Raw genomic sequence first — 19,798 nt, 5'->3', positions numbered from 1 at the left:
TCTAAATCCCATTGAAAAGAAGTGGGCACAGGCAAAATTTCTACGCCAAGGCTGGATGGAGAATAATCTACCTAAACTGTTTCATGATATGGGTTGTATCTCTTTTATTCTAGACTGACTATACTATTATTAAGATGAATACGTAACTGTTTATTATTCATATTTGGATGACAATAACCAGCACAACCTATGTTATAAGTATTGCCTTACTTATCACTGCTATCTATTAGACCCAACCTAAGGACTATCCTTTGTTTAACCAGACGACGCTTATCATTATTATTACGGTTATTGTCAGTCTATTGGCGTGGCAAAACAAAGCAGTGTTTAATCGACTGATTTTTTATCCCCCAGCAGTGAACAATGGGCAATGGGATCGCTTTGTGACTCATGGATTTATCCATGCTGATAGCATGCACTTACTCTTTAATATGTTCACTTTATACTTTTTTGGTCGTGCCATTGAGGGCTTATACCAGAAGTTTTTGTTCGGTTATGGCTTTCTGCTTTTCTATGTACTGGCTATTATTGTTGCGATGATTCCAAGTTATATTAAGCACAAGCAAAGTGCCAGCTATTTAAGCCTTGGCGCATCAGGCGGTGTCTCTGCTGTATTGTTTGCGTTTATATTGCTTGCTCCTTGGGAAAAAATCTACCTGTTTGCAATCATTCCTATTCCCGCTATCTTATTTGCAGTGGCCTATGTCGCTTACAGTATCTATTCTGATAAACGCGGCGGCTCAAACATCAATCATATGGCCCATATGTGGGGTGGCGCGTTTGGGGTGATAGCCACGATTGTTCTAGAGCCACAAGTCCTGCCGCATTTTCTAAATGCGCTGTTGTCACCTGGGTTTTAAAAAAATTGACTGAAAATAACAGTAACGAATCAAGTAAACGCGGATAACAGTGGCTATTATTTTCACAAAACCGCTTTTTACGCCCTTTTATATTTAAGATTTGAAACTTTACTATGATTATAGATGTTATCGGTGATATTCACGGCTATGCAGACAAGCTGGTTGGATTGCTACAGCAATTGGGTTATGTGCATAATGGTCAGTACTTTGTGCCGCCAGCCGGTCATCGTGCGCTATTTATTGGGGATTTGATTGATCGCGGCTCACAGCAGGTAGCGACATTAGAAATCGTTTTTGCTATGCTCGATGCCGATGTCGCTGATGCAGTGATGGGCAATCATGAATATAATGCCCTTGCCTTCGCTACCCTCGATCCTGATGATAGCAGTCAATATCTGCGCTCACATAATGAGATACATACCCGCCAGCATGAGGCGTTTTTGGCAGAAGTACCTTTTGGTTCAGAGACACATGAATATTGGCTACGACGCTTGTATGAGATTCCTTTGTGGCTTGAAACCGACTATGCCTGCTTTGTGCATGCTTGTTGGGATGTCGACAGCATGGCGATATTGCAGCCGTTATTGACAGAGAGCAATTGCCTGACAGTCCATGGGCTGATCTCGACCTCTAGAGAAGGTACTGCAACGTTTGATGCGTTAGAGCGCGTGTTAAAAGGTGTTGAAACGCCGCTGCCTAAAGGCTTAGTGATGGTCGATAAAGAAGGTACTAAGCGCACGCGCGTACGAGTACGCTGGTGGCTTGATAAGTTGAATACACGCAGTCTTTATGAAGTAGCGCGCGCACCTTTATCGGCATTGGCACAAATTCCTAAAGATGTATTGGCTGAAAATATTGACTTCACTCTGAAAACCCACAAACCTGTATTTGTCGGACATTATTGGCTAACGGGCGAGCCTGAACCGCTTAGTCCGCAAGTTGTCTGTACCGATTATTCGGCAGCCGTCGATAGCGGTTATCTGACCTGTTATCAGCTCGATAGTGAGCAGCCTTTACCGTTAAAGACCAGTCGTTTTATTCAATATCATCATGATTAAGAGGCTCGCATACTTGGCTATCTTTGAGATGTATGATGTTTTATATGCGTGATTTGGCATTAAAGCGCAAACTTGGCTTTACGAATACAGCAAAATTTTTGTATGATGGTCTTTTTGAGGATATCAAAGCATGAGCATCATCTCAGCGACGGTTAACGCTATTGATCAGAACGCACCTATCACCTCTCCTATTGGTCAACCAAAAGTTGGCATTATCATGGGTTCGCAGTCTGATTGGGCAACCATGAGCGCAGCAGCACAATTGCTTGCAGACTTTGATATCGCCTTTGAATGTGAAGTGGTTTCAGCACATCGTACGCCTGATAGATTATTCGATTATGCTAAAAGCGCAAAAGGCAACGGCTTGCAAGTGATTATCGCTGGCGCTGGCGGAGCAGCTCATCTGCCCGGTATGTGTGCCAGTCAAACGCCGCTACCTGTCTTTGGTGTCCCTGTAAAATCCTCTATGCTGAGTGGTTGGGACAGCTTACTGTCTATCGTTCAGATGCCCAAAGGCGTTGCAGTTGGCACATTAGCTATTGGCTCAGCAGGCGCTTATAATGCGGCACTGCTTGCGATTCAAGTGTTGGCATTACATGATGAGTCGATTGCAATTAAGCTGGATAATATGCGTCAAGCGCAAACTGACACCATTCTTGCCAGTCCAACGCCCGGTATTATTAATACTTAGTATTTAACTTAAGCGACTGGAAAATAATTATTATATTTATCGTGCATTTTAAATATAAGCGGATTTACTTGATATTTATTTTTAGATAAGTTTTACTAAATATAAGGTGCATACAATGCACCTTTTCCTATTTTAACTCGTTAGACTTTTATACCCATATGCATTTATATTTTCATATATTGAAGCATTTAACCCCTTGTTTATCTGAATCAAAGAGCCTGCCATGACCATAGCGAACGCTTACCCTGTTACTCAAACCATCCGCACCATCGGTATTTTAGGCGGTGGTCAGCTTGGCATGATGCTGGCACAAGCGGCTATGCCATTGGGCTATCACTGTGTGTTTTTGGAAGACAGCGCTGACTGTCCGGCAAGTCTATATGGGCGCGTTTTTAGCAGCGAGCAATTAGATGCCTTTATTGAAGCAGCTGACGTCTTCACTTTGGAGTTTGAAAATACCCCAACTGCTACCGTTCAGCAACTAGCAAATCTATCAAAATCTGGCAGCAAACAAGGCATGTTCCCGCCAACGATTGCCCTAGATATTGCGCAAGATCGCTTAAAAGAAAAGCAGATGTTTAATTCGCTTGATATCGCAACGGTACCTTTTGTGTCTGTTAGTTCAGAGGCGGAATTACAGCAAGCTTGTAATGCTCTTGGATTGCCTATTGTCCTAAAAACTAGCCGAGGCGGTTATGATGGCAAAGGTCAGTTTGTGATTAGACAAGACAGCGATATCAAAGCAGCTTGGCAAGAACTAAAGGATGCAGTTACGGGTAAAGGCACGCTTACACAAACGCCAGCGCCATTGATTGCAGAAGGTTTTATTCACTTTAGTCGTGAGCTTTCTATCATCGCCGCACGAGGTCAAAACGGTCAGGTACGCTGTTATGATTTGGTCGAAAACCATCATCATCAGGGTATCTTGGCCAAGACCCAAGCGCCAGCTATTGGCACCAGTCACTTATTCAAACAAGCAACTGATGCTATTACTAACGTCATGAATCATTTGGGCTATGTTGGGGTGATGGCGCTTGAGCTATTTGTGACCAAAGATGCGCGTGGCAATGATACTCTACTTGCCAACGAAATAGCGCCACGCGTGCACAATTCTGGTCATTGGAGTATTGAAGGTGCTGTCACCAGCCAATTTGAGAATCATATTCGTGCCGTAGTCAATCTGCCACTAGGCGATACTGACAATGTCTATCCAGCAATTATGATTAATGTCTTAGGACAATACCCTGATATTAGTGAAGTGCTCAATATCGATGGCGTACATTATCATAGCTATCATAAAGCGGAGCGTGACGACCGTAAAATTGCCCATATTACCTTGATGCCAAATGATGTGGCAGACTTAGAGCCTGCATTGGCAAAGCTTGTCGCCGTACTACCTAATAAAGTCGGTCTTGATAAAAAGGTAACGCCCATCAATAATCCGACAACGGCAGAAGATAGCTTAACGACTGCTGAAGTAGACACTGACGTTAAACATAAAAAAAGCTTAGTAAATGACGATAATGAGCAACAAAATTTTGAGTCAGCCAACTCTAAAGCAGAGAAGGCTAAGAAATAATGCAGATTTGGGTAGATGCAGATTCAGTGCCTTTGATTGCCAAAGACTTGATTATTAAGACCGCTGAGCGCACACAAACGATGGCGATATTTGTCGCCAATCAGCCAATCAAGCTGCGTAAATCGCCTCTACTGGTGATGACTGTCGTGCCCTCTGGCTTTGATAAAGCCGATGATTATATCGTTGAGCAGATTCAGCCGGGTGATTTGGCGATTACCAGTGACATCCCTTTGGCCAATGATATTTTGGACAAAGGTGGCATGGTACTGACAACACGCGGTGTGGTCTATGACAAAAATAATATTAAGCAGAAGCTCAATATGCGTGATTTTATGGATACCATGCGAGGTACTGGCGTGCTTGAGCTGCAAGAAATGAGCGGGCAAAAACCTTATGGCGATCGTGATAAAAAAGCCTTTGCCGATGGGCTAAATAAATTGGTACGCTAATCTTTTATAAATAACGTTCTCTCTATTATTTCAAAACCACTATACGCGCTTTGCTTCCTTGCAAACCGTATACACTCTATAACCAAACACTATGCAATCGGCACGCTTCATAACGAAGCATGCTGATTTTTCTTGTTACGCTATATTCAACGTTTAAGACAATACGTTTTAAAATTACGATAAAGCAGATAACAATAGGAATGATTATGAAAATTTTAGTAATTGGCGCAAGTGGTCGAGTGGGTACTGATTTGGTTAAGCAACTATTAGCAGATAACCATCAAGTGATCGGCACCACCCGTCAGGAAGAAAGATTATTCAATGACGATAACTATAGCCAACTAGATTTAGATATCACTGCAAACAAGGATGCAATTCAACAGCAAATTGATCAAGATATCGATGCTGTCTATTTCGTCGCCGGTTCTGGTGGTAAAGATGTGTTAGAAGTCGATTTACATGGGGCGGTTAAGACCATGCAAGCCGTACAAGGTAAAGGTATCAAACGCTATATTATGCTAAGTACCGTCTTTTCGTTAGACACCAGTAAATGGGACAGTTCAGCTATTGAAAATTTAAAAGAATACTATATCTGCAAGCATTATGCTGATCAGTGGTTAATAAATAACAGCAGTCTGGATTACACCATCGTACAAGCAGGAGCGTTAAAAGAGCGAGCCGCTACTGGAAAAATTACGATCAATGATGATAATTCTGGTGAGAACTCAATCGAAGATGTCGCAACTACGCTAGCGGCTGTACTTAATGCAGACAATAGCATTAACACCGTATTTAGTATGCATAATGGTGAGACAAACATTGCTGAGGCTATTGCAAAATTATAGTGGCGCCCCGTACTAGTTAGTTCTAAATCAAATGACAGATAAGAAAGCGAGTAAGTCAAAAGGCTTACTCGCTTTCTTAGTATAGTCTTGTTAAATAAGTGGCGACTATGTTGAATCTATCAAAGAGCGACTAAGCCGAACCACTAGGAAATGAGATAACTTCTTCTAAGCTCGTTGCATCTGTCAACACCATCAGCAGCCTATCTAAACCAACAGCAATCCCGCTACAAGGTATCAAATCATCAGACGCTGCTATTAAATGCTCATCAATAGGCATTTGTACTAACTTATGACGCTCTCTCAATTGGTTGTCCTGCTCAAACCGCTCTCTCAACGCCTGCCCGTCTGCTAGCTCATCATAAGCGTTGGCAATCTCGATTCCTTTGATATACAGCTCAAAGCGTTTGGCAACTTTATTCCCCTCTTTATCAATAGCGGTTTTTGCCAAAGCGGCAATTGCAGGCGGATATTCAATTACCAACGTCGGCAAATCGTGACCCAAATTTGGCTCAACAGCATGGCTAAATAATAAATCTAGCCAGCTTTGACGACGGTCTTGTTCGCTATCGCAGCTCTCTGCACTATTAAAATCAAATCCTATCAGACCTTTGTCTTCTGCCACGGCTTGTAATGCTGCTAGACTGGCGGTCAGCGGGTGAATACCAACAAAATCCATAAAAGCATCAACGTAGCGATAATGACTCATGATTATCGGATGACCATAGACCATCTCTAATAATTCACCAAGCTCTGCTGCCAGATCATCCAGACTATAATTTGGCTGATACCATTCAAGCATGGTGAATTCGATATTGTGCCGCGCCCCGATCTCATTATTTCGAAAAACCGGACAGATTTGATAAATGGGCACCTGCCAGCTGGCAAGCAAACGCTTCATGGCAAATTCAGGTGACGTATGCAGATAATAAGTACAAGGTTTGTCTTGATACGTGACCTGTGCGGCTACGGATTGCAAAAAGGTATCGGTATTGCCTGCTTGCGATAATAGCGGCGTCTGCACTTCTAATACTTGACGCATAGCAAAAAACTGACGAATGACACTCATTAATTTCGCACGCTGCTGCGCCATTGCAAGTGTCATCGTTGGGGCATAGCTTAGATTAGATAAAGACTGATTATTGGCTTTACTCATGACTGGTTACAGTGCCTCATAAATCGTAAAAACAGATAATTAAATAGTCACACTGATTGTTTGTGCTTGCCATTCACGGCGCAGATGGTAATCACGGCGTAATTGATCAAAATCTGAACCTTTAACTTTACCGTTGGTTATTTTATTTCTTAATACCGCATCGTCTTTTCTAATATCATAAAACTTTTGCAATCTGTCTGGATGTTCTTTTAGCTCAAACCATAGATAAGTATTGAGTGGTAGTAACTGATGCATCGATAATACAGGTAGTACTGTCAATTTTTCACATAAAGCATCATAAATAATTTGCGTGCCACGCAGCTTGCCTTCTAAGGTATAACCAGCAATATGCGGAGTGGCAATAGCAAGCTTAGATAGCAAACTCTCAGAAATCTGCGGCTCATGTTCAAACACATCCAATACTACTTGGCGTTCAGTCGCATCGATATCGGCTTCGAGGGCAGCGGCATCAATTACAGGTCCGCGCGCACTATTAATCAGCATAGTATGCGGTGACATCAGTGTCAAAGTTTCTGCATTAATTAAATGACGCGTTGGATAGTCGCTGACATTATTGCTAATGCTGTTGCTAACTGCATCTTGCGCATCCGTATCTTTTTTATCCGTTAAAGGGACATGTAAACTTACTATGTCGCTTTGGCTCAATACCTGCTCAAGACTAGCGTTATTGATATCGGATGTGGCTAATAAAGGGTCATAACCCAATATTTTCCAGCCTAAATCATTGGCATACTGAGCTAGCGTACTACCGATATTACCAAGTCCGATGATGCCCAATGTTAATGGCTTCGTGGATTGCTGCCAATACTGTGGGCGTAAAGTTAATATAGCAGTCACTACGTATTGTGCGACTGAATGCTTGCTACAGCCAGTGGCATTGGAAAAGGTAATATTGCGTTCTGCCAAATATTCTTGATCGACATGGTCAGTACCAATGGTCGCAGAACCAACGAATTTGACGCTATTATTATCACTTAATAGTGATTCATTTATTGAAGTGACAGAGCGTATCAACAAAACGTCAGGCTGCACATCTGCCATTAATTGTGCATTGATATCACGACCAGCAACACGTATGACCTGCACCCGTTGCTCAGTATTTTGACCCAGCGCTACAGGATTAAAGAACTCATCAAGGCTTGCGATATTACTATCAGCCACAATAGTGAGATTTTTCATCGTATCTACCTTGTTTTTCATCGTATTCGCTACCGTTTCATTGAATCTGGATAATCTTATATATGACTTTAAGCGCTTTAGATGATTGCTTTACTATAAACGCGCTTATAAAAGTGTGTCTTGGCTCGGCTGATTCACTTTAATCAAACTTTTACCTTGATCCAGCTCTTCTTGTTGGGCAAACAGATCATTTTTATGCTGTGATATCCATTCACGCCATACCGCAAGTCCGATTGCTAGTACAACAGGACCAATAAATAAACCCACAAAACCAAAAGCCGTCAGACCGCCCAACACCCCAATAAAGATAATAATAAAAGGAATTTTGGTCGCACCACTAATAACGATCGGACGAATAAGGTTATCAACCCAGCTAATCACTAAAATACCCCAAAGTGCTAAGCCGATACCTTCAACCGTATGCCCTTGGCTCAATAACCAAAGTGAGACACCGCCCCAAACAAATGGCGTACCAAATGGAATGAGAGCAATGATAAACGTTACAATCGTCATTAAAATAGGACTCGGTGCACTGGCAAAATAATAGCCGATACCAGCGAGCAGTGCCTGTGCTAGTGCGGTCAGACCAATACCGTAAACCACCGCACGCGTGGTAGTACCGACAGAGTCAATATAACCGTCGATACGATTACCGATAATATTACGTAGCGCTTGTCGAATTTGGCGAACCAAACTGGTGCCATCGCGATAAAAGAAAAACAACGTCATAAGCGCCATACCAAGTTTGGCAAGACTGCTGAACACGACGTCAAAGGCAATTTTTCCGTAGTACAGATGCGACTGTACCCAAAGACGAAACGCCTCTAGCGTCCCTTCAGGGTTTTTATTGATGCGCCAAAGCACATCTTTGACCTGCTGTCCTATTATCGGCAAATCTTTGACAGAATCAGGCACGTCCAGATAACCCACTTTAATACGATAGACCAAATTACTGATCAGGCTTAATGCTTCTTGCTGTAAGATAAAAATACCGGCTACCAAGGGCACGCCTATCATCAAAGTAATACTGACGGTCATAATCGCTGCACTAAAATTTGAGCTAAATCTGACTCTTTGATGAAAAAAGTTATAAATAGGAAAAGTCACATACGCCAAAATCGCTGCCCACAGTGCCGGTACAATAAAAAACTGCACCACTTGAAAACACAGCACAAACAGCACGACCAATAAGGTGATTGCCAGCAAACGCTGAATAATAAATTCTTTTGTCCAGTTTTCAATCATAGCGTGCAAACCAAGGGTGACCAGCAGAAACCTAATACGGTTCTACTATAAAATTTATAAATGGGTTGTTTAAATCACAGATTATGTTTGTAATTTTCATCCATTAGCGAAGATTTTGAGCAGTACAGATTTGGATAAAATATCTGCTTTTATAAGGTTAATTAGGCTAACAGCAAAAAACTATTATGCAACAAGATTATCCAAATAAATAACGCTATGTTGTAACCTTTACTTACAACTTTCTTGGGAGCAAATTTGTTAGTGCCTGTATCGTCATTGATGTTGATTGCCAAAACCTATGGAACATAATTATCTTAACAAAAACATTATCAATATGTGCTTTTTAGGCACTTTTATATCTGCCATCTAGAGGGCTAAATCACTGGCTGGTTCTATTAGTAACATCAATTGATGTTATACTAAAGGGATTGATTTACGCTTTTAAATGACGCTCTGTTGGTTTGGCTTTATTACTTTTATTGAGGTAAGCCCTTAGCGTCTATAAAACACCTCTCGTCTGTGATCTTACTCTAGATGGTATTTAGCATTATTTTTAGAGCAGTTCTGCATAAATTGAGAGGGCACATCTGCATGACATTCATGCCTATACATGTTTGATGCTCATGATATTGATGCACTATTTAAGCATCTTATTTTGAGTAAATGATTTTAAATACATATTTTGAGTCGTTTTCGGAAACATATTTTCATTTGGTTTTATTTGAAACCAAGAAATATATAACAGATTTAAATAACCTATTGATAGGAACAATAACAATGTCAAAAGACACTGCAAAAGATACCGATAACCCCAACTTTACCTCTTCTAATAAGGGCAACCAAGCTTCAAAATCGCAAGATAGCGTTACGTTTGCCCTAGCCCAATCTCACTTTTTAGTTGGCGATATCAAAGCCAATGCTGAAAAAATGCGCACCCTAGCACTGCAAGCACGCGAGCAAGGTGCTGATGTCATTATTTTCCCAGAGCTGGCCTTATTGGGCTATCCGCCGCAAGATTTGTTGCTACGTCCTAGTCTTTCAGGACGTATAAAAAGCGCGTTGTCTACCCTAAGCGATATCGATGATATCGTCATGATTGTTGGCTATCCGCATGTTGATCATCATGGCACTTTTAACTCAGCCGCTATCTTGCATAATGGTCATCAAAAGGGCTTTTATCATAAGCAAATTTTGCCAAACTATGGCGTATTTGATGAGCGCCGTTACTTTGATAAAGGACGTAATCAAGTCTTATTTGATTATAAAGGTATCACCATTGGTCTACTGATCTGTGAAGATTTATGGGAAAAAGGTCCTATTGCCGAGCTCAAAAAGCAAGGCGCTGACCTTATTGTGAGCTTAAACGCTTCACCATTTGAGATCGAAAAACAAGATACTCGCAAAACAATGCTGGCCAAGCGTAGCCGTGAAAACAACTTACCTATCGTTTATCTTAATGCCGTTGGCGGTCAAGATGATTTGGTATTTGACGGTGGCTCTATGGCCATTCAAGCAGACGGCAGCGTCGCACATGAAGCCTCACGATTTATGAATCAGTTGCTACTGGCAAGCTTTGATGTAAAAACAGCAAAATTTGATACACAAGCAAAAGCACCTTTATCATTAAGCCGTGAATCAGAGATGTACCAAGCATTGGTCGTAGGCTTACGCGATTATGTCAATCTTTCAGGGTTTACTGGCATCATCGTCGGTCTATCAGGCGGTATTGATTCAGCATTGACACTGTGTATCGCGGTCGACGCACTGGGTGCTGACAAGGTCTATGCAGTCATGATGCCTTACGAATATACCTCGCAAATCAGTTTAGAGGACGCGCAAGCCCAAGCACGCCGTCTCAATGTCTCTTATACCGTTTGTCCTATCTTTGATGCAGTCGAAGGTATCCGTCATACGCTTGCGCCACTATTCAACAAGTCGCCAGCTGATACCACCGAAGAGAACATTCAAGCACGTGCACGCGGTGTGGTACTTATGGCATTGTCTAATAAATTTGGGCATTTGGTCATCACGACTGGTAATAAATCAGAGCTAGCTGTTGGCTATTCAACCTTATATGGCGATATGGCAGGCGGTTTTGACGTTTTAAAAGACGTGTATAAGTCACAAGTTTACAAATTGGCCAGCTATCGTAACCGTTTAGAAGATACGCCTGTTATTCCTGAGCGCGTTATCACGCGTCCACCATCTGCTGAGCTACGTCCTGATCAAAAAGACCAAGACAGCTTGCCTGATTATGATGTTTTAGACGGTATCTTGATGTCTTATATCGATGAAGATATGGGCTATCAAGATATTATTAACAAAGGGTTTGATGCTGATTTGGTCGCCAAGGTTATCCAAATGGTCGACAATAGTGAATACAAGCGCTCGCAGGCACCAATTGGTACTAAGATTAGCCATAAAGCCTTTGGTCGTGAGCGCCGTTATCCGCTCGTCAATAAATGGTCAATAAAAGGCTAAGCCTTGATACTGAATTTATCAAAAACCTTTTAGAGCCATTTCTTAAAGACTTGATACATTTAAGTTTTTATCTAATATCATAAAATTGTTTTATAATTAGCTGGGTGCTTGCCCAGCTTTTTTAGTTTTTGTGCCTAAATAAATGCTAATAAATAAATGTCTTTTACCTCAAAACCTACCGATTATTATCTTCAACCATTACTGTAAATCTATCTACCTTATCTATTTTTATCCGAGTATGTCATGAGCTTGCTAACCGCTGGTGTGTTTATTTTTATATTAATTGCGCTAAGCGCTATCGTTTCTAGTTCGGAGCTGGCGCTTGCCTCCGCCCGTAAAATCAAGTTACAAGTCATGGCCAAGGAAGGCGAAGTACGGGCACTCGATGTGCTCAATATGCAGGAGCAACCTGGTAGCTTTATTACTGTCGTACAAGTGGCGCTCAACGCTGTAGCTATCTTAGCAGGGGTTATCGGTGAGTCAGCCATTAGTCCGTATTTACAGCAGCTTTTTGGCAATGAGACTGCCGCGTCAGTGGTGTCATTTATCTTAGTCACCAGTGTGTTTGTGTTGTTTGCAGACTTGATGCCCAAGCGTTTGGCCATGTCCAACGCTGAACCTATCGCGGTCAAGATGGTTCGACCGATGATTTTCTTTATTTTTATCTTTAAGCCGATTATTTGGGTGTTTGATGGGGCGGCAAATTTACTATTTAAACTCATAGGCGTGTCAACCGTACGACAAGATGAAATGACGTCAGAGGATATTTATGCGGTGATGGATGCAGGTGCGGAAGCCGGTGTTATTAAGCATCAAGAGCATCATCTGATTGAAAATATCTTTGAGATGCAAGAGCGAACCGTAACCTCAGTCATGAATCCGCGCGAGCATATTGTCTATTTTGATACTAAAGCCAGCACCGAAGAAGTGGTTGCTGTGATGATTAAGCAGCCGCATAATAAATTCTTGGTCTGTAATGACGATGACTTAGAACATATCATCGGTTATGTAGAGTCGCGCAGCTTTTTAGCCTCAGTACTTGAGCAGCAAGAAGTGTGTTTAACAGACAAAGCGTTGCTAAAACCTGCCTTGTTTATTCCCGATACATTATCGTTGTTTGAAGTATTGGAAACGTTTAAATCAACGGGTGCAGATTTTGCCGTCATTGTAAATGAGTATGCATTAGTGGTTGGGGTGATCACACTTAAAGACGTAATGAGCATCGTGATGGGTGAGTTGGTGACCTTAGAGGAGCAACCGATTGTCCAGCGTACAGATAACTCTTGGCTAATTGATGGCATGACGCCTATTGAAGATGTGATTCGCTCATTGGGCATGGTCAATTTACCACATAGCCAAAATTACGAAACCATTAGCGGTTTTATGATGTATATGCTGCGTAAAATTCCTAAAAAGACAGACTGTGTCGAGTATGCCAATTATCGTTTTGAGATTATCGCCACTGACAATCTTAAAATAACTCAGCTACTGGTGACAAAGTTTGAAGATGTGATTTAATTCATTTAATACGTAATGTAATTTATGAGTACTGTCAGGGTTGGCTTTATAATAATTTTTATCCTCAAGCGTGCGGACTATAGTCAATTTCAAATAAAACAGATACGTTATATTCCAACGCCGTACTGGTATAAATTTTTCTGGCATGCTGTGACTACGCTGACAGAGGCTGCGTAAAATTCATCCCAGTCCTACTGTATCGTTTTAATACTGAATTCACTATACATCAAGCACGCGCACCAAATATCGCCGTGCCAACACGCACCATGGTCGTACCACTAGCAATCGCATCAGTCATATCATCACTCATACCCATACTCAGCGTATCCCATTGACTCAGCTCAGGATGGGTACGCTTAATGTCGTCAAATAGTTGTTTGGTGCGCTTAAAAGCATCTGTATTTGCCTTAGCAGGAATAATCATCAACCCGCGCAATTGCAAACGCTCATAATTTTTAATTGTTTTTAACAATTCTGGAAGCTGCTCTGGCAGACATCCCGACTTACTGTCTTCATTATCAATATTAATTTGGATCAAGATGTTTAAAGGTAGCAGCTCAGCAGGACGTTGGTCGTTAAGACGCTTGGCAATAATGTCACGCTCAAGCGCTTGTACCCAATCAAAATTCTCAGCAATATCACGGGTTTTATTACGCTGAATGCTTCCAATATAGTGCCAGACAATATGCTTACATCCTACCTGCTCACGTAGCAACTGTATTTTTTCAATCGCTTCTTGTAGATAATTTTCACCAAAATCATGCTGACCTTGACGTGCCAATGTTGCCACCATCTCAGCAGATTTGGTTTTGGACACCGCAAGCAAAGTTACACTGCTCGGCGCTCGCAACGTTTGTTCGCATGCCTGTACCACTTGCGTCTTTACCTGCTGCCAGTTCTCAGTTAGATGTTGAACTTCTGCTTCATCATTATTGCTAAGATCGATTGCGACATTTTTAAGTACTTGCTGAGAAGACATATTCATAAAAACTCTTGTTGATATAGTGAGTTCGAAATAAAAGAGAGCTGATTGTATCGATGCTTTATTACTATGCGAAAAACCAGTCAGTCTATTTTTGCATTTTATGCAGTTAGTAGATGGTTAAATCAGTACAGTCTTGTTATGATATTGTTACATGGTTTAACATATGCTACTAAAATCTCTAGTAATAGTAACAATTATAGTGACGCCTAACCTATTTTAATGAGGTTGGCTCAAACAATGTCATAGAACTTTGCTTATCGCCTGCTTTCTATGTTGATTTTGGCACACTTTATTTATTAATAGGAATATCCGATTATGGCTGAACAAAATTTAAGCATTGAAGACTTGCTGCGTTTTACTGTCAAGCATAAGGCTTCAGATTTACATATTTCAGCTGGTATGCCTGCGATGATTCGAGTTGATGGTGAGATGACTCGGATTAATATGCCAGAGATGAGCCATAAGGTAGTTCATCAGCTCATTTATGACATCATGAATGATAGACAACGTGCCGACTTTGAAGAGTTTTTTGAAACGGATTTTTCTTTTGAGATTCCAAATCTAGCCCGTTTTCGGGTAAACGCATTTAATCAAAATCGCGGTGCTGGCGCCGTCTTTCGTACGATTCCCTCCAAAGTTCTAACGATGGAAGATCTAGGTATGGGCGAAGTGTTTAAACGTGTTTCAGACTTTAAACGTGGCGTGGTATTGGTCACTGGTCCAACCGGCTCAGGTAAGTCGACCACGCTAGCCGCCATGATTGATTATATCAATGAAACCCGTAAAGAGCATATCTTGACCATTGAAGACCCAATTGAATTTGTTCATGAGTCCAAAAAGAGTTTGATTAACCAGCGTGAAGTCCATCGCGATACCTTGGGGTTCGAGCCAGCATTGCGCTCAGCGTTACGTGAAGATCCGGACGTTATTCTGGTTGGTGAGCTACGAGATCTTGAGACCATACGCTTAGCGCTCACTGCCGCTGAAACCGGTCACTTAGTTTTCGGCACTTTGCACACCAGTTCCGCTGCCAAAACCATTGACCGTGTTATTGACGTCTTCCCTGCTGCTGAAAAAGACATGATTCGAGCGATGTTATCAGAGTCACTACAAGCCGTTATCTCGCAAACACTGTTACGTCGTCAAACAGGCGGGCGAATTGCCGCCCATGAGATTATGTTAGGTACGCCCGCTATTCGTAACTTAATACGAGAAAATAAAATCGCTCAAATGTACTCTTCTATCCAAACCGGTGCTGGTGATGGCATGATTACTCTTGATCAAACTCTTAAAAATCTTGTAGCGAGAGGCACAGTTAGTAAAGACGTTGCACGACCTTACGCTAAACAGCCTGAAGCATTTTTATAATGTAAATGATATCAGTAATTCTTTCTAAACGAATATAGTACTAATTGCAGATTTCTGAGCAATCATCCTTTAAATTCACTGTCATTTTTCGCAAAAAAGTTTATTGAAGCAGGTTTCACTCTATTTATGGCACATTTTCTTGCACATATAGGTACGTTATGGACATTGATAAACTTTTACAATTGATGATTAACAAAAACGGCTCTGACCTTTTTATCACTGCTGATGTCGCCCCTTCCATGAAAATCAATGGCAAAATACTGCCAGTTGGTAAAACACCTTTAACTGCTGAGCAGACTATGAGGCTGGTTAAAGGCGTCATGACAGTCAATCAGCAAAAAGAGTTTGATGAGACCAACGAGTGCCAGTTTGCGATTACTGATCAGGCGCAACAAGCACGTTTTAGGGTCAGTGCCTTTATACAACGTGATATGGCAGGGATGATTTTACGGAAAATCGAAAATAATATCCCTACTGTCGAGGAGCTACGCCTGCCACCCTCTCTAAAAGAGCTGGCAATGAAAAAGCGTGGTATTATTTTATTAGTAGGTGCAACCGGTACGGGTAAATCAACCACCCTTGCGGCAATGATAGGACACCGCAATCAAAACTCGCATGGTCATATTATTACCATAGAAGATCCTATCGAGTTTGTCCATAAGCATCGTGGCTGTATTATTACCCAGCGCGAAGTCGGTATCGATACCCACTCTTTTGAAGCCGGTCTAAAAAACACCCTGCGCCAAGCGCCAGATGTGATTTTGATCGGTGAGATTCGCAATCGTGAAGTCATGAGTTACGCGATTCAATATGCTGAAACGGGGCATTTGGTATTTGCAACGTTGCACGCCAATAATGCCAACCAAGCAATTGATCGCATTATTCACTTTTTTGAGACCAGTCGCCATAATCAGTTGTTTATGGATTTATCGCTTAACTTACAAGCCATTATCGCCCAGCAGTTGATTCCAACGCCTGACGGCAAGGGACGCCGGGCTGCTATCGAAATCTTGCTAAACTCACAGCTGATCAGCGACTATATTCGTAAAGGCGATGTGCACGAAATAAAAGATGTCATGACACGCTCACGTGATAGCGGTATGCAGACATTTGACCAAGCACTGTTTGATCTATATGAAAACGGTGAGATTACTTATAAAGAAGCGATTCTTCATGCAGACTCGCCTAATGATCTGCGCTTAAAAATCAAACTCAGCAGCAAAAATGGCGTGGCAAACTTGGATGAAGGCGCGGACAGTTTATCGTTAGATATTACTTAACGATGTATTTTTAACGATAATTATTATTTTTTACGCCTAAGAAACCGTTATAAAAAAGCCCTCATCATATATAAGGGCTTTTTTAATTTTATCTCATCGATACTTTGATGCTTACTTGACGCTGTCCTTACAGGCTTGGTCATCACAGATACCATATAGTACCAATGAGTGACCTGATAACTTAAAGCCATGCTCTGCTGCTACTTTAAGCTGTTCTTCTTCAATCACTTCATTATGAAATTCGACAATCTTACCGCAATTATCACAAACCAGATGGTCGTGATGCTCTTCTTGAGTAATCTCAAACACGGATAAATTGTTTTCAAAGTTGTGACGCTCGACAATACCTGCCTGCTCAAACTGAGTCAGCACGCGATAAACGGTCGCTAAACCCACATCTTCGCCTTGCTCAATTAGCGCCTTGTAAACCTCTTCTGCGCTCATATGATGCAGCTTTGCGCTCTCAAGCAGCTCTAGAATTTTGATACGCGGTAACGTTACTTTTAGACCCGCTCTACGTAAGTCTTGATTGGTAAAAGAAGCCATAATATCCCTTCTGACTATGAAAGTCTTAGCAATAAGTTCAAAAAACATAAGGTAAATAATCATCAGTAGTGATGAATGGTTAATTGTAAAAAATCATCCTCATACAAAATCAGTCACTATCAAATATATTTCCAGTACATTTTTACTAAAAAATATGATTATAAGTATATGAATTTAAAATATTAATAATAAATGATGCCAGCGCACATTTGGTAAATAATGTCGTAAGTGGTAGGCAATTGCAAGTAAATGACGTATCATTTATCCAAGATTGTCGGTAAGACCAGTATCTACTGTGCTTAGCCGTACCTAACCCATTTTTTATGAGTCATCTTACCATGATAAAGACCCTAAATTTACGTCCGCTTCATTCTTCAAGCGCATTACGCAAGATTGTCATTACCAGCATATTGGGCGCCGCTGTTACCATGTCTGGCTGCTCGTTACTGAGTGTTTATAAGATTGATTTGCCACAAGGGACGCCTATTACTCAAACCCAAGCACAAAAATTACAAGTGGGTATGAATCAAAATCAGGTACTTTATCTTCTTGGTAGCCCAGCCATTAGAGATACCTTAGAGCCGAACCGTTGGGACTATATTTATGACTATCAAGCAGGGACTGAAGGTCAACGTAAAGGTATCGCTGACGTTAAAAACGCCAGTCAGCATCTAAAAGTCTACTTTGATAATAATGGCATAGTGACTCGCATTCAGGGTTTAGAGTCTCTACCTAAATAATCGCTTCGATAGCGAGCTTTAATCCTCAGACTCGAGATTTACTTTTGCGCTGAGACATAGGATCAGCGCTTAAGCTTCTATATACCTCTATCCGATCAAAAGGCTGCAATTGATAGTTAAGTGGCTGTTTTTGCGCATAGATGCCAACGTGCCAACGTTTGGCTGTCGGCACTACTACATTAGCTACCTCATTACACCATTTTGCTAGCCCTTCAAACTGTATCAACCAACCAGCTTGCTTCAATGCTGCATATAAGGTTGTGCCATCAGCTACTGACAAGGTTAGATAATGCTGACTCTGTGCATCTTCAGCATAGGCTAAGTATACCGTTATCATAATAGCTTGTGGAACAGTGCCTTGCTGAACGTTGTCTTGTTGAGCACTATTCAGTTTATTAACTTGAACCTCATCAGCTGTTAGCTTAACCACTGCATCACCCAACCTATCAAGGCTAATAAGAGTGCTACGGGCACAATCAAACGTATCGCCACACGCCATAAATTATAAAAAGCTTCATTGCCAAAGTTTAAAGACTTGCGCAAATGACTGATTTTCATTTGCCATCCTGCAAAAACTGACAATAACAATACGGCTATCGTACTGAGAATAACTAGTATACCTAACAGCCAAATAGTCGGTATGACAACGACCAACACTATCGCTATGACAGCCGTTATGACCAAACTGACCAGCAGTCCAAACTTATGTGCGAGCTGCTGCGTACTATAATGTAGCAAGTAACTGGCGACAAAAATCACCCCTGCCCAATACAGTAGCTGTCCGATTGGTGGTAGCGTCATACCACTGATAAATAAAGCCACCATCCCTACCAATAACTGTAATATCCAAATCGGTAGCACCAGCTTAGTTGCTCGATATTCGCTTGACGCCTGAGCACGAGAGGGATTTTGAGCATAGTGATTGTCTACGCCCACCGCTGCTACCGCTTGCTTAGTGATACGGTTTTGACCAAACCAATATAAGCCTGTACCTGCGCCAACACTGACAAGTGCTAGTGCAACTGCTCGTGCCCATTCTCCCAAGCTAATATTGGTCATCGCAAAGGTAATATTTGGCAAACCGTTTGCTACCCCAAACATCAATCCAATAAGCATTAATCCCAAACCAATCGGCAAGGGTGTCACACCCAACAAGCTTAACAATGCGGCAATGACTATCAAGCCTGCGGCAACCGCAAAGCTTGGCACTTCAGGTGTGCTATTTAAGTCTGTAAGTGCAGTCAACATACCCGTGCTAGCACCTGATATCACAAGCACTGCAATGATTATGGCTACGAGGGCAGCAAGCCAACCAAAGCCACGCCAAAAGGCGCTGGCATCTGCCTCTCGAGTGAGCTTTTGCATACCCGCCAAAGGTGCTTCAGCACTACGATAAGCCAATGCTATCTCAGCATAAATGACCGGTAGCGAGACCAGCACCATAGCCAAGAGCCACAACAGCCAAAAATCAATCTCTCCTATTGACGCCGGTGCAAACCAGCGAAAAAGCAATAATGGTAGCAGCGCTGCAATAAAATAAGAAGCATAGCGAATCATCATAATTTATATCCAAGCGATTCAAGGTGAGTAACATTGAGTAATATTAGTTAAGCATAAATAGCTTTTAAGCTTTTAATCGTCAAATTGATATATAGGCGATTTATTTTTATAAAGTAAAGTACTAATAATATGCCATTATATAAGGACTGACAGTTATAAAAAAACCCCGAAATCGGGGTTTAATGACTCAGTTAAAACCAATGTAGAAGGCGCTTTTCTTAAGAATAGCAATGAAGAACA

At 41.5% G+C, this 19,798-nt stretch carries 18 protein-coding genes; 11 read left to right on the top strand and 7 right to left on the bottom strand.

Going from position 1 to position 19,798, the window contains the following annotated elements:
• Nucleotides 1-251: 251 nt before the first annotated feature.
• The 6 genes from FQ082_RS06690 (at nt 252) to FQ082_RS06665 (ending at nt 5,482) form a co-directional block, all read left to right on the top strand.
• A complete protein-coding gene (locus FQ082_RS06690; protein WP_133103801.1) occupies nt 252-860 on the top strand; it encodes a rhomboid family intramembrane serine protease in 609 nt (202 codons plus the stop codon).
• 113 nt (nt 861-973) lie between these two features.
• Complete coding sequence (locus FQ082_RS06685; protein WP_149492512.1) at nt 974-1,918, top strand: metallophosphoesterase; 945 nt, start codon at nt 974-976, stop codon at nt 1,916-1,918.
• Nucleotides 1,919-2,048: 130 nt separating this feature from the next.
• Entirely contained in the window at nt 2,049-2,609 is a 561-nt protein-coding gene (gene purE / locus FQ082_RS06680) for a 5-(carboxyamino)imidazole ribonucleotide mutase (RefSeq protein ID WP_149492511.1), read from the top strand.
• Nucleotides 2,610-2,832: 223 nt separating this feature from the next.
• Nucleotides 2,833-4,188, top strand: a complete 1,356-nt coding sequence (locus FQ082_RS06675; RefSeq protein WP_149492510.1) for a 5-(carboxyamino)imidazole ribonucleotide synthase — start codon at nt 2,833-2,835, stop codon at nt 4,186-4,188.
• On the top strand, nt 4,188-4,637 hold the full coding sequence (locus FQ082_RS06670) for a YaiI/YqxD family protein (protein WP_011279582.1): 450 nt from the start codon (nt 4,188-4,190) through the stop codon (nt 4,635-4,637). The genes FQ082_RS06675 and FQ082_RS06670 overlap by 1 nt, the downstream gene beginning before the upstream one ends.
• A gap of 206 nt (nt 4,638-4,843) precedes the next feature.
• Nucleotides 4,844-5,482, top strand: coding sequence for an NAD(P)H-binding protein (locus FQ082_RS06665; RefSeq protein ID WP_149492509.1), 639 nt, complete (start codon nt 4,844-4,846; stop codon nt 5,480-5,482).
• 130 nt (nt 5,483-5,612) lie between these two features.
• On the opposite strand, the gene epmA is transcribed toward FQ082_RS06665, so the two are convergent.
• From epmA to FQ082_RS06650, 3 genes are all read right to left on the bottom strand, one after another.
• A complete protein-coding gene (gene epmA, locus FQ082_RS06660; RefSeq protein ID WP_149492508.1) occupies nt 5,613-6,635 on the bottom strand; it encodes an EF-P lysine aminoacylase EpmA in 1,023 nt (340 codons plus the stop codon).
• A gap of 39 nt (nt 6,636-6,674) precedes the next feature.
• Entirely contained in the window at nt 6,675-7,835 is a 1,161-nt protein-coding gene (locus FQ082_RS06655) for a 4-phosphoerythronate dehydrogenase (RefSeq protein ID WP_149492507.1), read from the bottom strand.
• 105 nt (nt 7,836-7,940) lie between these two features.
• Nucleotides 7,941-9,080, bottom strand: coding sequence for an AI-2E family transporter (locus FQ082_RS06650; RefSeq protein ID WP_020442652.1), 1,140 nt, complete (start codon nt 9,078-9,080; stop codon nt 7,941-7,943).
• Nucleotides 9,081-9,857: 777 nt separating this feature from the next.
• Here FQ082_RS06650 and FQ082_RS06645 point away from each other — a divergent pair.
• Entirely contained in the window at nt 9,858-11,561 is a 1,704-nt protein-coding gene (locus tag FQ082_RS06645; protein ID WP_149492506.1) for an NAD+ synthase, read from the top strand.
• A 243-nt stretch (nt 11,562-11,804) separates the two neighbouring features.
• Entirely contained in the window at nt 11,805-13,079 is a 1,275-nt protein-coding gene (locus FQ082_RS06640; RefSeq protein ID WP_020442650.1) for a hemolysin family protein, read from the top strand.
• A gap of 226 nt (nt 13,080-13,305) precedes the next feature.
• On the opposite strand, the gene FQ082_RS06635 is transcribed toward FQ082_RS06640, so the two are convergent.
• Complete coding sequence (locus tag FQ082_RS06635; protein ID WP_149492505.1) at nt 13,306-14,064, bottom strand: YggS family pyridoxal phosphate-dependent enzyme; 759 nt, start codon at nt 14,062-14,064, stop codon at nt 13,306-13,308.
• 315 nt (nt 14,065-14,379) lie between these two features.
• Here FQ082_RS06635 and FQ082_RS06630 point away from each other — a divergent pair, with 315 nt between their 5' ends.
• Together FQ082_RS06630 and FQ082_RS06625 are read left to right on the top strand one after the other, a co-directional pair.
• On the top strand, nt 14,380-15,432 hold the full coding sequence (locus FQ082_RS06630; RefSeq protein ID WP_149492504.1) for a type IV pilus twitching motility protein PilT: 1,053 nt from the start codon (nt 14,380-14,382) through the stop codon (nt 15,430-15,432).
• Nucleotides 15,433-15,590: 158 nt separating this feature from the next.
• Nucleotides 15,591-16,712, top strand: coding sequence for a PilT/PilU family type 4a pilus ATPase (locus FQ082_RS06625; RefSeq protein WP_020442647.1), 1,122 nt, complete (start codon nt 15,591-15,593; stop codon nt 16,710-16,712).
• 111 nt (nt 16,713-16,823) lie between these two features.
• Here FQ082_RS06625 and fur read toward each other — a convergent pair whose 3' ends face one another.
• Entirely contained in the window at nt 16,824-17,258 is a 435-nt protein-coding gene (fur, locus tag FQ082_RS06620; RefSeq protein WP_011512663.1) for a ferric iron uptake transcriptional regulator, read from the bottom strand.
• A 323-nt stretch (nt 17,259-17,581) separates the two neighbouring features.
• Between fur and FQ082_RS06615 the strand changes: the two genes are divergently transcribed.
• Nucleotides 17,582-17,998 (top strand): outer membrane protein assembly factor BamE, encoded by a 417-nt coding sequence (locus tag FQ082_RS06615; RefSeq protein ID WP_149492503.1) that lies wholly within the window; start codon nt 17,582-17,584, stop codon nt 17,996-17,998.
• A 25-nt stretch (nt 17,999-18,023) separates the two neighbouring features.
• Here FQ082_RS06615 and FQ082_RS06610 read toward each other — a convergent pair whose 3' ends face one another.
• Together FQ082_RS06610 and FQ082_RS06605 are read right to left on the bottom strand one after the other, a co-directional pair.
• A complete protein-coding gene (locus tag FQ082_RS06610) occupies nt 18,024-18,428 on the bottom strand; it encodes an RnfH family protein (protein WP_149492502.1) in 405 nt (134 codons plus the stop codon).
• Nucleotides 18,416-19,558, bottom strand: a complete 1,143-nt coding sequence (locus FQ082_RS06605) for a hypothetical protein (protein ID WP_149492501.1) — start codon at nt 19,556-19,558, stop codon at nt 18,416-18,418. The genes FQ082_RS06610 and FQ082_RS06605 overlap by 13 nt, the downstream gene beginning before the upstream one ends.
• Nucleotides 19,559-19,798: the final 240 nt, after the last annotated feature.

The organism is Psychrobacter sp. ANT_H56B (assembly GCF_008369245.1).
GTDB lineage: Bacteria > Pseudomonadota > Gammaproteobacteria > Pseudomonadales > Moraxellaceae > Psychrobacter > Psychrobacter cryohalolentis.
The sequence above is the reverse complement of the archived record's forward strand: the minus strand, read 5'-3'. Positions and strand labels throughout refer to the sequence as shown.

What these genes read in the sequence shown, in the direction of transcription:
- FQ082_RS06685 (WP_149492512.1), top strand. Translation starts at nt 974, where the DNA reads ATGATTATAGATGTTATCGGTGATATTCACGGCTATGCAGACAAGCTG.
- purE (WP_149492511.1), top strand. Translation starts at nt 2,049, where the DNA reads ATGAGCATCATCTCAGCGACGGTTAACGCTATTGATCAGAACGCACCT.
- FQ082_RS06675 (WP_149492510.1), top strand. Translation starts at nt 2,833, where the DNA reads ATGACCATAGCGAACGCTTACCCTGTTACTCAAACCATCCGCACCATC.
- FQ082_RS06670 (WP_011279582.1), top strand. Translation starts at nt 4,188, where the DNA reads ATGCAGATTTGGGTAGATGCAGATTCAGTGCCTTTGATTGCCAAAGAC.
- FQ082_RS06665 (WP_149492509.1), top strand. Translation starts at nt 4,844, where the DNA reads ATGAAAATTTTAGTAATTGGCGCAAGTGGTCGAGTGGGTACTGATTTG.
- epmA (WP_149492508.1), bottom strand. Translation starts at nt 6,635, where the DNA reads ATGAGTAAAGCCAATAATCAGTCTTTATCTAATCTAAGCTATGCCCCA.
- FQ082_RS06655 (WP_149492507.1), bottom strand. Translation starts at nt 7,835, where the DNA reads ATGAAAAATCTCACTATTGTGGCTGATAGTAATATCGCAAGCCTTGAT.
- FQ082_RS06650 (WP_020442652.1), bottom strand. Translation starts at nt 9,080, where the DNA reads ATGATTGAAAACTGGACAAAAGAATTTATTATTCAGCGTTTGCTGGCA.
- FQ082_RS06645 (WP_149492506.1), top strand. Translation starts at nt 9,858, where the DNA reads ATGTCAAAAGACACTGCAAAAGATACCGATAACCCCAACTTTACCTCT.
- FQ082_RS06640 (WP_020442650.1), top strand. Translation starts at nt 11,805, where the DNA reads ATGAGCTTGCTAACCGCTGGTGTGTTTATTTTTATATTAATTGCGCTA.
- FQ082_RS06635 (WP_149492505.1), bottom strand. Translation starts at nt 14,064, where the DNA reads ATGAATATGTCTTCTCAGCAAGTACTTAAAAATGTCGCAATCGATCTT.
- FQ082_RS06630 (WP_149492504.1), top strand. Translation starts at nt 14,380, where the DNA reads ATGGCTGAACAAAATTTAAGCATTGAAGACTTGCTGCGTTTTACTGTC.
- FQ082_RS06625 (WP_020442647.1), top strand. Translation starts at nt 15,591, where the DNA reads ATGGACATTGATAAACTTTTACAATTGATGATTAACAAAAACGGCTCT.
- fur (WP_011512663.1), bottom strand. Translation starts at nt 17,258, where the DNA reads ATGGCTTCTTTTACCAATCAAGACTTACGTAGAGCGGGTCTAAAAGTA.
- FQ082_RS06615 (WP_149492503.1), top strand. Translation starts at nt 17,582, where the DNA reads ATGAGTCATCTTACCATGATAAAGACCCTAAATTTACGTCCGCTTCAT.
- FQ082_RS06605 (WP_149492501.1), bottom strand. Translation starts at nt 19,558, where the DNA reads ATGATGATTCGCTATGCTTCTTATTTTATTGCAGCGCTGCTACCATTA.